General features: G+C 74.3%; 11 protein-coding genes. 8 read left to right on the forward strand and 3 right to left on the reverse strand.

Translation table 11 applies throughout. The annotated features are described in order from the left end of the window. Both AB0C69_RS27920 and AB0C69_RS27925 read left to right on the forward strand, forming a co-directional pair. The coding region (locus tag AB0C69_RS27920) for an alpha/beta hydrolase fold domain-containing protein (RefSeq protein ID WP_360358176.1) at positions 1 to 613 on the forward strand (613 nt) is incomplete at its 5' end. Next, on the forward strand, positions 610 to 1,401 hold the full coding sequence (locus AB0C69_RS27925; protein ID WP_360358177.1) for an enoyl-CoA hydratase/isomerase family protein: 792 nt from the start codon (positions 610 to 612) through the stop codon (positions 1,399 to 1,401). The genes AB0C69_RS27920 and AB0C69_RS27925, both read left to right, overlap by 4 nt. 70 nt (positions 1,402 to 1,471) lie before the next feature. On the opposite strand, the gene AB0C69_RS27930 is transcribed toward AB0C69_RS27925, so the two are convergent. Beyond that, positions 1,472 to 2,653 carry an acyl-CoA dehydrogenase family protein gene (locus AB0C69_RS27930; RefSeq protein ID WP_345182188.1) on the reverse strand — a complete coding sequence of 394 codons (1,182 nt, stop codon included), beginning with the start codon at positions 2,651 to 2,653 and terminating at the stop codon, positions 1,472 to 1,474. A gap of 130 nt (positions 2,654 to 2,783) precedes the next feature. Between AB0C69_RS27930 and AB0C69_RS27935 the strand changes: the two genes are divergently transcribed. Beyond that, a complete protein-coding gene (locus tag AB0C69_RS27935) occupies positions 2,784 to 4,217 on the forward strand; it encodes an aldehyde dehydrogenase family protein (protein ID WP_360358178.1) in 1,434 nt (477 codons plus the stop codon). A gap of 3 nt (positions 4,218 to 4,220) precedes the next feature. Here the strand turns inward: AB0C69_RS27935 and AB0C69_RS27940 are convergent, their stop codons facing one another. Both AB0C69_RS27940 and AB0C69_RS27945 read right to left on the reverse strand, forming a co-directional pair. Continuing rightward, positions 4,221 to 4,814 (reverse strand): TetR family transcriptional regulator, encoded by a 594-nt coding sequence (locus AB0C69_RS27940; RefSeq protein WP_345186291.1) that lies wholly within the window; start codon positions 4,812 to 4,814, stop codon positions 4,221 to 4,223. A 25-nt stretch (positions 4,815 to 4,839) separates the two neighbouring features. Continuing rightward, entirely contained in the window at positions 4,840 to 6,075 is a 1,236-nt protein-coding gene (locus AB0C69_RS27945; RefSeq protein ID WP_345186288.1) for an ROK family transcriptional regulator, read from the reverse strand. Positions 6,076 to 6,231: 156 nt separating this feature from the next. On the opposite strand from AB0C69_RS27945, the gene AB0C69_RS27950 reads away from it, so the two are divergent. The 5 genes from AB0C69_RS27950 (at position 6,232) to AB0C69_RS27970 (ending at position 11,257) form a co-directional block, all read left to right on the forward strand. Next, positions 6,232 to 7,536, forward strand: coding sequence for a sugar ABC transporter substrate-binding protein (locus AB0C69_RS27950; RefSeq protein WP_360358179.1), 1,305 nt, complete (start codon positions 6,232 to 6,234; stop codon positions 7,534 to 7,536). A gap of 3 nt (positions 7,537 to 7,539) precedes the next feature. Further along, positions 7,540 to 8,553: a sugar ABC transporter permease gene (locus tag AB0C69_RS27955; RefSeq protein ID WP_360358180.1), complete on the forward strand. Its 1,014-nt coding sequence runs from the start codon at positions 7,540 to 7,542 to the stop codon at positions 8,551 to 8,553. Further along, complete coding sequence (locus tag AB0C69_RS27960) at positions 8,546 to 9,424, forward strand: carbohydrate ABC transporter permease (protein ID WP_360358181.1); 879 nt, start codon at positions 8,546 to 8,548, stop codon at positions 9,422 to 9,424. Before AB0C69_RS27955 ends, AB0C69_RS27960 begins: the two co-directional genes overlap by 8 nt. A 28-nt stretch (positions 9,425 to 9,452) precedes the next feature. After that, positions 9,453 to 10,832, forward strand: a complete 1,380-nt coding sequence (locus tag AB0C69_RS27965; protein WP_345186277.1) for a GH1 family beta-glucosidase — start codon at positions 9,453 to 9,455, stop codon at positions 10,830 to 10,832. Between the two features lie 107 nt (positions 10,833 to 10,939). After that, entirely contained in the window at positions 10,940 to 11,257 is a 318-nt protein-coding gene (locus tag AB0C69_RS27970) for a CHAT domain-containing protein (protein WP_360358182.1), read from the forward strand. The last annotated feature ends 65 nt before the right edge of the window (positions 11,258 to 11,322 follow it).

The following is an 11,322-nucleotide window of genomic DNA, read 5'->3' on the forward strand; positions in this document are numbered from 1 at the left end:
CTACCGGCTGGCCCCCGAGCACCCGTTCCCCGCGGCGGTGGACGACGCGTGGGCCGTGGTGTCCTCGGTGGCGCGCGAGCCCGGCCGGTACGGCGTGCTGGAGGGGGCCGTGGCGGTCGCCGGCGACAGCGCGGGCGGCAACCTCGCCGCGGCCGCCGCGCTGATGGCCAGGGACGCCGGGGTCGCCCTCGCCCACCAGCTGCTCGTCTACCCGGTGACCGACACGGCGAGGGACACCCCGAGCTGGCGGGAGTACGGGACGGGCTACGGGCTGGACGCCGGGTCGCTCGCCCGGTTCATGGAGCTCTACCGGGACGGCGCCGACCCGGCCGATCCCCGGCTGGCCCCGCTGCGCGCCGCGGACCTGGCCGGCGCCGCGCCCGCCACCGTGATCACCGCCGAGTGCGACATCCTGCGCGACGAGGCGGAGGCCTACGCGCGGCGGCTCGCCGAGGCCGGCGTGCCGGTGGAGCTGCGCCGCTACGACGGCGTCGTGCACTCCTTCTTCCTGCTGCCCGAGATCTTCGACGCCGGCGCCGAGGCGGTGGAGTTCGCTGTGCGACGATTGCGCGCGGCATTCGACGACCACTCGCGGCAGGGGAGTGCGGCATGACGCGGTACGACGCGTACGAGCGGCTGAAGATCGACTGGGCGGCGGACGGGGTGCTGCGGGTCACGATCAGCACACCGGGCAAGCTGAACGCGGTCGACACCACCGGGCACCGCGAGCTGGCGGAGATCTGGCGGGACGCCGACGCCGACGACGACGTCCGCGTGGTGCTCGTGCGGGGGGAGGGCACGGCGTTCTCCGCCGGCGGCGACCTCGCCATGATCGAGGAGATGATGACCGACCACGCCTCCCGCCGCCGGATCATGCGCGAGGCCCGCGACATCGTGATGAACGTCCTGAACTGCTCCAAGCCGGTGGTCAGCGCCGTGCAGGGCCCGGCGGTGGGCGCCGGTCTCGCCGTCGCGCTGCTGGCCGACGTGTCCGTCGCGGGCCGCACCGCGAAGATCATCGACGGGCACACACGGCTGGGCGTCGCGGCAGGCGACCACGCGGCGATCGTGTGGCCGCTGCTGTGCGGGCTCGCGAAGGCCAAGTACTACCTGCTGCTCAACGACGTCCTCACTGGCGAGGAGGCCGAGCGGATCGGGCTGGTCTCGCTGTGCGTGGACGACGCGCACGTGCACGAGCGCGCGCTGGAGATCGCCGGACGCCTCGCCGCCGGGCCCGCCGAGGCGCTGTCGTTCACCAAGCACGCGCTGAACAACTGGCTGCGCCTCGCGGGGCCGACGTTCGACGCCTCCCTGGCGATGGAGTTCTTCGGGTTCACCGGCCCGGACGTGCGCGAGGGCGTCGCGGCGATCCGGGAGAAGCGCCCGCCCCGCTTCGGCTGAGGCGCGTCCCCCGCCTCCGTGCGTCCCGTGGCCCGGGCCTCGCCCGCGCGGCCCGGGGCATGAGGACGGGTCAGTACGACTTGGGGAGTCCCAGCTCGTGCTGGGCGATGTGGGCGAGGACGAGTTCCTCGGCGACCGGGATGTTCTTCGCGATGCGAGCGTCCCGGAACATCCGGGCGACCGGGTACTCCAGGGAGTACGCCATGCCGCCGTAGGTCTGGAACGCCCGGTCGGCCGCCTGCCAGGCCGCGTCCGCCGCGGTGAGCTTGGCGATGTTGGCCTCCGAGCCGCAGGGCCGGCCGCGGTCCCACAGCCAGGCGGCCTTGTAGGTCATCAGCCGGGCCAGCTCCAGCTGCGCCTTGATCCGCGCGAGCGGGAACGCGACGGCCTGGTTCGCCCCGATCGGCGTGCCGAAGGGGGCGCGCTCGCCGGCGTACTCGCAGGCGATCCGCAGCACCAGGCCGCCGGACCCGACGCCGCCCGCGGCGGCCAGGATCCGCTCGGGGTTGAGGATGTCCCACAGCACGGCGAAGCCCTCGTCGGGCTCGCCGAGGACCCGGTCGGCGGGCACGCGCACTCCGTCCAGGAAGACCATGCTGGAGGCGACGGTGTTGGTGCCGAGCTTCGGGATCGGCCGGTAGGTCAGCGTGCCCTCGGCCACGGCCTCCTTGACGTCCACCAGCAGGACGGTGAAACCCGCGGTGCGGGGGCGTGCCTGCGCGGCCGGGATCGTCCGGGTGACCAGCACGAGGAGGTCGGCGCGCTCGACGCCGGAGATCCAGATCTTCTGGCCGCTGACAACGAAGGAGTCGCCGTCGCGGCGCGCCTGGGTGGAGATGGCGATGGCGTTGCTGCCCGCGTCCGGCTCGGTGATCGCGAAGCACGTCTCGATCTCGCCGGAGGCGATCCTCGGCAGGAGTTCGCGCTTCTGCTCGGCGGTGCCGTGCCGGGCGATGGTCAGGCCGCCGAACGCGGGCGTCAGCAGGTACATGAAGGACGCGGCGCCGCCCGCGCCGCCCTCGGCGAGGGCCTCCAGGGCCACCGCCAGCTCCAGCAGGCCCTGGCCCCCGCCGCCGTACTCCTCGGGGATCGCCAGGCTGTGCCAGCCGCCGTCGACCAGCTCGCGCCAGACCTCCTCCGGCCAGCGCTTGTCCGCGTCGCACCGGCCCCAGTAGTCCTGGTCGTACTTCCCGGCGACCGCCAGCACGCCCTCGCGCACCGCGGCCGCGCCCTCCGGCAGGTCGAAGTCCATCGCGCCTCCTCGCACGTTCTCGCCTGGGCTCACGGTAGCCGACGCGAGTAAGTGTTCACTGACGTGGGGTGGGTCTGAAGCGCCCCGTGCCGGGTAGGCGACACCGGGAGCCGACACGGAAGGGGAGACCATGCGGCCGCGCAACAGGTGGATGCTGGCCGGTGGACGGTGGAGCCAGGGGACCGGGGACGAGACGTTCACGGTGACCGATCCGGCGACCGGTGAGCCGCTCGGGGTGGTGGCCGCCTCCTCGGCGGCGGACGTGGACGCGGCCGTGGCGGCGGCCCGCGCCGCCGCGCCCGGCTGGGCGGCGACGCCGGCGGCCGATCGGGGCGCGGCGCTGCACGCGGCGGCGCGCGCGGTCGAGGAGCGCATGGACGAGCTGGCCGCCCTGGTGACCGCGGAGATGGGCAAGCCGACCGGTGACGCGCTCGGTGGCGTGGAGGCCGGGATCGGCACCCTGCGCCAGTACGCCGAGCTGGGTCCGCTGCACGGCGGGCGCAGCCTCCAGGGCGGACGGGACGCCGCCGACTTCATGGTCCGCGAGCCGTGGGGCGTCGTCGCCGCCATCACGCCGTGGAACGATCCGGTCGCGATCGCGTGCGGCCTGGTCGGCGCGGCCGTGGCGACGGGCAACACGGTGGTCCACAAGCCCTCCGAGCGCACGCCCCACACCGGCGCGATGCTCGCCGAGCTGATCGCCGGCTCCCTGCCGGACGGGGTCCTGAACGTGGTCGCGGGCGGCGGCGCGGTCGGCGAGGCCCTCGCCGGGCACGCGGGCGCGGACGTCGTCGCGCACGTCGGCTCCACCCGCGCCGGCCGCCGCATCGCCGAGCTGGCCGCGCGGACCGGGGCGAGGACCGTCCTGGAGAACGGCGGCGCCGACCCGCTGATCGTGGACGCGGGCGTCGACCCGTCCTGGGCCGCCGGGCAGGCCGCGCTCGGGTGCTTCGCCAACGCCGGGCAGATCTGCACCTCGGTCGAGCGCGTCTACGTGCACGAGGCCGTCGCCGAGCCGTTCCTGGACGCGCTCGCCGCCCGCGCCCGGGCCCTGCGCACGGGGCCGGGCGCCGACCCGTCCACCGAGCTCGGGCCCCTCGTCGACGAGCGCCACCGCACCCAGGTCCACCAGCAGGTGGAGAAGGCCCTCGCGGACGGGGCCCGGGCGCTGGCCGGCGCCCGCCTGCCCGAGGGCCCCGGCTGCTTCTACCCGGCGACCGTCCTGGCCGGCTGCGCCGACCACATGGCGGTCATGGCGGAGGAGACCTTCGGCCCTGTCGCGCCCGTCCGCACCGTGGCCGGGTTCGAGCAGGCGCTGGAGGCCGCGAACCGCTCCCGCTACGGCCTCGCCGCCACCGTCCTCACCCGCGACATGGCGCACGCCCAGGCCGCCTGGCGCACGCTCGAGGCCGGCACCGTGAAGATCAACGCGGTGTTCGGCGGCGCCCCGGGCGGCGCGGCCGCCCCGCGCCGCGCCAGCGGCCGCGGGTTCGGCTACGGCCCCGAGCTCCTGGACGAGATGACGGCCGTCAAGGTCGTCCACGTCCAGGCCGCCGCCCCCTGACCCTCACCCGGCGTCCGCTCCGCGCGGCCCCGCGGCGGCGGCCAGGTAGCGGGTCACCATGCGGGCGACGAAGTGGGCGAAGGCCTCCGGGGGCCCGGACGGGAGCATGATGTGGCTCATCGTCAGGCGCACGGCCGCGTCGGCGATCTCGGTGAGCGCGGCGCGGTCCAGATCCGGCCACTGGCGCAGGGCGTGCTCGGCGATGCGGGCGCTGGCCGCGAACAGCACCGGCTCGGCCTGCGTGGTGAGCAGCGGCAGCATCTCGTCGCCGCCCGCGCCCGTCAGCACCGCCTTCTTCAGCTGGTCGTCGGCGGAGGTCTCCATCGTGAACGTCACCGCGGCGACCACCGCCGAGTAGACGTCGGCGTGCTCCGACAGCACGGCGTCGATGCCGTCGAGGTAGCGCTCGTTGTCGCGGATCACCACCGCCTGCGCGAGCCCCCACTTGTCGCCGAACTCGTTGTAGACGGTCTGCCGGCTCACCCCGGCGGCGGAGGCGACGTCCCGCATCCGGACGGCCCGGTAGCCGCGCTCCACCAGGAGGTCCGCGGCGGCGTCCAGCAGGGATTCGCGCACGGAACGGCCGGCGGTGCCCATGTGTCGTCGCCCTCCAGGGTGCTGGTCAGTACGCCATTATCCCCCGCGGGCCGCCGCCGGGCCATCGCGCGCCCGCCGGGTCGCCGCCGCCGTCGAGCAGGTGCGCCAGCGGGAGGGTGGCCGCGCCCACGGCGACCGCCTCCGGCCCGAGGTGGCACAGCTCGATCGAGGTCTGCGCGAACGGCTGCCGCAGCGCGTAGGCGGCGGTGGCCGCGACGATCCGGTCCAGCATCCTGCCGCCGATCAGCAGCCCCGCCCAGCCGCCGATGATGATCTTCTCCGGGCTGAACAGGTTGACCAGGTCGGCGATGCCCGCGCCGAGGTGCTCGGCGACGTCGTCGCGCAGGGCGGCTGCCGCCCCGGACGGGTCGGCCAGCAGCCCGGCGAGGGCCGCCTCCTCGTCCGTCCCGGCCGGGCCGCCCGCGGCCCTGTAGCGTTCCAGCAGGGCGGTCGCGCCGACGTAGGCCTCCAGGCAGCCGCGGGAACCGCACCGGCACGGCGCGCCGCCGACCCGGGACGTCGTGTGGCCCCACTCGCCCGCGCTGCCGGCCGCGCCCCGGTACGGCGAGCCGTCGATCATCACGGCCGCGCCGACGCCGGATCCGACCAGGGCGACGACGGCGTCGCGATGCCCGCGCCCGGCGCCGAACCACATCTCCGCCTGGCCGAGCGACGTCGCGCCGTTGTCCACGAACAGCGGGAGACGGGTGCCCTCGCGCAGCATCCGCTCCAGCGGCACGCCGTCCCAGCCGATGGTCTGGCAGTGCACGACCGCCTCCGGGCCGCGCTCGATCACCCCGGGGACGCCGACGCCGACGCCGATGATGGACGCCGGGTCGACCGACGCGCCCTCGATGACCGCCGGGAGGCCCTCCAGGATGTGCCGGACGACGGCGCGCTCGTCGTGGCCGCCGTCGCCGAGGGGCAGGTCGGCCTTGGCGAGCTGGGTCAGCTCCAGGTCGAACAGCTCGACCATCACCCGCGTCTCGCCGACGTCCACGCCGACGAGGTGGCCGTAACCGGCCGCGGTCTTGAGCAGCACGCGCGGCCGCCCGCCGTCGGACTCGACGCTGCCCGCCTCCACGACGAGCCCGGCCTCGATCAGCTCGCTCACCACGTTGCTGACGGAGGCGGGGCTGAGGCCGGTCTCGCGGGCCAGGTCCTGGCGGCTCAGCGGGCCGTCGAAGTACAGCCGCCTCAGCAGTACCGACCGGTTGGCGCGGCGCAGGTCGCGCACGGTCCTCCGGCGCCGTTCCGGCATCGGCCCCCCTCATCCCGCGGCCCGGGCCGGGCCGCGTCCCCCGCAGCTTCTCAGGTCTTGACCCGCCCATTATGTCACTGCTTAGATCACGGCGTGAAATAAGGTGTGATCTAACTCTCGGAGTGACCCCCGTCACCTGATCGGAAGGCCGAGCCGATGCGTCCACACCCCTCGCGGGCCCTCGCCGTCCTCGCGGCCGGGCTCCTGCTCACCGCCGCGGCGGGCTGCGGCGGCGGCACCACGTCCGGCGACGGCGACCCGAGGACGCTGACCTACTGGGCCAGCAACCAGGGCACCGACCTCGCGGCCGACCGGAAGGTGCTGGAACCGGAGCTGGCCAAGTTCGAGAAGCAGACCGGCATCCGGGTGAAGCTGGAGGTCGTCCCCTGGACCGACCTGCTCAACCGCATCCTCGCCGCCACGACCTCCGGCCAGGGGCCGGACGTGCTCAACATCGGCAACACCTGGTCGGCGTCGCTGCAGGCGACCGGCGGCCTGCTGCCCTTCGACTCCGCCGCGATGGCCGAGGTCGGCGGCGCGGGGCGGTTCGTCCCCGCCGCCCTCGCCGCCGCGGGCGCCAAGGGCAAGGCCCCGGCCGCCGTCCCGCTCTACTCCCTCGCCTACGGCCTCTACTACAACAAGAAGATGTTCGCGGACGCGGACCTGGAACCGCCCGGGACGTGGCGGGAACTGGTCGACGCCGGCCGCGCCCTCACCAAGGACGGCAGGTACGGAATCGCGATCGAGGGCGCCAGCATCCCCGAGAACGTCCACCAGGCGTTCACGCTCGGCCAGATGTACGGCGCCGACTTCTTCACCCCGGACGGCAGGCCGCAGTTCGCCACCCCGCAGGCCGTCGCGGCCGTCAAGTCCTACGTCGACCTGCTCGGCAAGGAGAAGATCGCCGCGCCGGGCAACGCCGAGTACTCGGCCAACCAGTCGCTGAACGACTTCGCCACAAGCAAGGCCGCGATGCTGCTCTGGCAGGCCACCACCAGCGGGCTCACCAACCTCGGCATGAAGCCCGGCGAATGGGGCGTCGTGCCGACCCCCCGGCCGTCCCCGGCGCCGCCGGGCGGCCGGAACATCACCTCCATGGTCGCCGGCATCAACATCGCGGTCTTCAGGAACACCGGCAACCGCGACGGCGCGCTCAAGTTCGTGAAGTTCATGACCGGGGACGAGGAACAGAAGATCCTCAACAGGGCGTACGGATCGCTGCCCCCGGTCGTCTCGGCCCAGAGCGACCCGGCCTTCGACACCGCGGACCTCAGGGTCTTCAAGAGCGTCCTCGCCACGAGCGCGGCGCCGCTGCCGCAGGTGCCGCAGGAGAGCCAGTTCGAGACCGCCGTCGGCACCGCGATGAAGGAGCTGTTCGCCGACGCCGCCGCGGGCCGCCCGACCACCGAGGCCGAGGTGCGGGAGCGGCTCGCCGCCGCCCAGCAGCAGATGGGCGGGTAGCGCGTGACCGCCGCCGACGTGCCGGCCGCCGCCCTCTCCGACGGGGAGGGGGAGGCGCGGCCGGGGGAGACCGGACCCGCCGGGCCGCGGCGGGGGAGGCGGCGGCCGCGGCTGCCTCCGGGCGCGCTGCCGTACGCGCTGCTCGCGCCCGCCGCCGTCGCCGAACTGATCGTCCACGTCGTGCCGATCGCCGTCGGGATCTGGATGAGCTTCAAGGAGCTCACCCTCTTCTACATCCGCGACTGGTCGAGGGCGCCCGGCAGGGGCCTCGGCAACTACCGCGTCGCGGTGGACCTCGACGGCGCGATCGGCGCGGACCTGCTGCGCTCGTTCCTGGTCACGCTCGCCGTCACGCTCCTGGCGGTCGCCCTGTCGTGGCTGTTCGGCGCCGCCGCGGCGATCCTCACGCAGGACCGCTTCCGGGGGCGCGGGCCGCTGCGCGCGCTCTTCCTCGTCCCGTACGCGCTGCCCGTCTACGCCGCCGTGATGACCTGGGCGTTCATGTTCCAGCGCGACAACGGGCTGGTGAACCACGTGCTGGCCGACCAGCTGCACCTGACCGGCGGCGGCCGGCCGTTCTGGCTGATCGGCGGCAACAGCTTCTGGGCGCTCGTCACCGTCGTGGTGTGGCGGTCGTGGCCGTTCGCCTTCCTGGTCCTGACCGCCGGGATGCAGAGCGTCTCCCGCGACCTGTACGAGGCCGCGGCGCTGGACGGCGCGGGCATGTGGCGGCGGATCCGGCACATCACGCTCCCGGCGCTGCGGCCCGTCAACCAGGTGCTCGTCCTGGTGCTGTTCCTGTGGACGTTCAACGACTTCAACACGCCGTTCGTCCTGTTCGGCAAGGCCGCCCCGGACGGCGGCGACCTCGTCTCGGTGCACATCTACCACGCCTCGTTCGTCACCTGGAACTTCGGGACGGGCTCGGCGATGTCGGTGCTGCTCCTGCTGTTCCTGCTGGTGGCCACGGCGGCGTACCTGCTCGCCACGTCGAGGAGGAGGCCCGCGCATGGCTGACACGCGTCCCGCACGCAAGGGCCGCGCGCCGACCGACCCGCCCACCTCATTCGTCTGGACGCGGCGGATCGTGCTGACCCTGCTGACCGCGTTCACCCTCCTGCCGGTCTACGCGATGGCCAGCTCGTCGCTGAAGCCGCTGGAGGACGTGCAGCGCCGGTTCCGCTGGATACCGTCGCGGCCGACGGTCCGCCCCTACGTCGACATGTGGTCGACCGTCCCGCTGGCCCGCTACTTCGCCAACAGCGTGATCGTGGCGGGCGGCGCGACGCTGGCGTCCGTGGCGATCGCGATCGGCGCGGCGTACGCCGTCAGCCGGTACCGGTTCGCCGGCCGCCGGGCGTTCACGGTGACGGTGCTGTCGACGCAGATGTTCCCGGGGATCCTGTTCCTGCTCCCGCTGTTCCTGATCTTCGTGAACGCGGGGAACGCGACCGGCGTCGCCCTCTACGGCAGCCGCGGCGCGCTCGTCCTGACCTACCTGACGTTCTCGCTTCCGTTCTCGATCTGGATGCTCGCCGGGTACTTCGAGTCGATCCCGCGGGAGCTGGACGAGGCGGCCCGGGTCGACGGCTGCGGGCCGGTCGGCGCGCTGCTGCGGGTGATCCTCCCGGCGTCGCTGCCCGGCGTCGTCGCGGTGACCGTCTACGCGTTCATGACCGCCTGGGGCGAGGTCCTGTTCGCCTCGGTCATGACCAGCGACCGGACCCGCACGCTCGCGATCGGACTGCAGGGCTACTCCACGCAGCACGAGGTCTACTGGAACCAGGTGATGGCCGCCTCCCTCGTGGTGAGCGTCCCCGTCGTCGCCGGGTTCCTGCTGCTCCAGCGCTTCCTGGTGGCCGGGCTGACCGCCGGCTCCGTCAAGTGACCCGTCTCGACGACCCCGAGGGAGACCCGTGCCCATCGACGACCTGACCGCGTTCGGCCCCGACTTCGCCTGGGGGGCGGCCACCTCCGCCTACCAGGTCGAGGGGGCCGTCGCGGAGGACGGCCGCGCCCCCTCCATCTGGGACGCGTTCTGCCGCGTCCCGGGCGCGATCGCCGGGGGCGACACCGGCGACGTCGCCTGCGACCACTACCACCGCTGGCCCGCGGACCTCGCGCTGATGGCGGAGCTGGGCCTGCGCGCCTACCGGTTCTCGATCGCCTGGCCGCGCGTGCTGCCCGCAGGCGGCGGCCCGGTGAACGCGGCCGGGCTCGCGTTCTACGACCGGCTCGTGGACGCCCTGCTCGCGGCCGGGATCGAGCCCCATCCGACCCTGTACCACTGGGACCTGCCGCAGGAGCTCCAGGACCGCGGCGGCTGGCCGTCCCGCGACACCGCCGGGCGTTTCGCCGAGTACGCCTCCGTCGTCGCCGCGGCGCTGGGGGACCGCGTCACCTCGTGGGCGACGCTGAACGAGCCGGTGTGCGCGGCCTGGATCGGGCACCTGGAGGGGGCGATGGCGCCCGGCGTCGCCGACATCCGCGCGGCCGTGCCCGCGGCCTACCACCTGCTGCTGGCGCACGGCCTCGGCGTGCAGGCCGTGCGCGCCGCCGCCCCCGGCGCCCGCGTCGGCGTCGTCAACCTGCTCACCGACTGCGAGCCGGGCGGCGAAGGCGAGCGGGACGCGGCGGCGGCGCGGCGCGAGGACGGCCACCACAACCGCTGGTGGCTCGACCCGATCCACGGCCGCGGGCTGCCCGCCGACATGATCGAGGAGTACGGGGTGGAGCCGCCGGTGCGGTCCGGCGACCTGGAGGCGATCGCCGCCCCGCTCGACTGGCTCGGCGTCAACTACTACCGCCGGTCCGTCACCGTCGACGATCCCGGCGGCCCGCCGCCGCGCACCCGGCAGATCACCCCGCCGGGGACGCCGCGCACCGGCATGGACTGGGAGATCCACCCGGACCGGCTGGCGAAGGTCCTCGTCCGCGTCACCGAGGACTACGCGCCGCGCAGCGTCATGGTCACCGAGAACGGCGCCGCCTACGCCGACACCGTGACGCCCGGCGGAGCCGTCCACGACGCCGAGCGCACCGCCTACCTGGAGGCCCACCTGTCGGCGTGCGCGGCGGCGATCCGCGCGGGGGTCCCCCTGGACGGCTACTTCGCCTGGTCGCTGCTGGACAACTTCGAATGGGCCTACGGGTACGCGCAGCGGTTCGGGCTCGTGCACGTCGACTTCGCGACCCAGGAACGCCGCGTCAAGGACAGCGGGCGCCGCTACGCCGAGATCATCCGCGCGCACCGGGACCTCCGGGCGCGGCCCCTGGCGTCCCGCTCTCTAGAGTGAGGGCCGACCGGCTCAGGCGAGGTGAGGAGGCCGGGTGGGCGGGATCCTTGTGGCCAACCGGGGAGAGATCGCGCTGCGGATCGTCCGGGCCGCGTCTCTTCTCCCGGATGCGCCTGGCCGACGGCCCCCTCATGGTCCACGACCTCGACGAGCTGGCCGATCCGCCGCGCCTGATCGTCCTGTCCGCGTGCGACATCGGCCGCGCCGACGAGGGGGACGCCGTCCTCGGCATGGCCGGCGCCCTGCTGGCCCTGGGCGCGGCCACCGTGATCGCCAGCGTCCTGCCCGTCCGGGACGACGCGACCCCGGCCTTCATGACCGCTTTCCACACCGCGCTGGCGGCCGGGAAGACCCCCTCCCGGGCGCTGGCCTCCATCGCCCGGACCCCGGCCACGACCGGTTTCCTCGCCATGGGAGCGGGCTGACCCCGGCGGAGGGTCAGTCGCCGACGGCGATCGGGTTGCCGGGGTCGGCCACCCAGTTCGACCAC

This window comes from Actinomadura sp. NPDC048032 (genome assembly GCF_040653175.1).
GTDB classification, from domain to species: domain Bacteria; phylum Actinomycetota; class Actinomycetes; order Streptosporangiales; family Streptosporangiaceae; genus Spirillospora; species Spirillospora verrucosospora.

Bases quoted from the DNA above. Each gene is read 5' to 3' on its own strand.
- AB0C69_RS27945 (WP_345186288.1), bottom strand. From the start codon at position 6,075: ATGCCGGAACGGCGCCGGAGGACCGTGCGCGACCTGCGCCGCGCCAAC.
- AB0C69_RS27950 (WP_360358179.1), top strand. From the start codon at position 6,232: ATGCGTCCACACCCCTCGCGGGCCCTCGCCGTCCTCGCGGCCGGGCTC.
- AB0C69_RS27960 (WP_360358181.1), top strand. From the start codon at position 8,546: ATGGCTGACACGCGTCCCGCACGCAAGGGCCGCGCGCCGACCGACCCG.
- AB0C69_RS27970 (WP_360358182.1), top strand. From the start codon at position 10,940: ATGCGCCTGGCCGACGGCCCCCTCATGGTCCACGACCTCGACGAGCTG.
- AB0C69_RS27930 (WP_345182188.1), bottom strand. From the start codon at position 2,653: ATGGACTTCGACCTGCCGGAGGGCGCGGCCGCGGTGCGCGAGGGCGTG.
- AB0C69_RS27940 (WP_345186291.1), bottom strand. From the start codon at position 4,814: ATGGGCACCGCCGGCCGTTCCGTGCGCGAATCCCTGCTGGACGCCGCC.
- AB0C69_RS27925 (WP_360358177.1), top strand. From the start codon at position 610: ATGACGCGGTACGACGCGTACGAGCGGCTGAAGATCGACTGGGCGGCG.
- AB0C69_RS27935 (WP_360358178.1), top strand. From the start codon at position 2,784: ATGCGGCCGCGCAACAGGTGGATGCTGGCCGGTGGACGGTGGAGCCAG.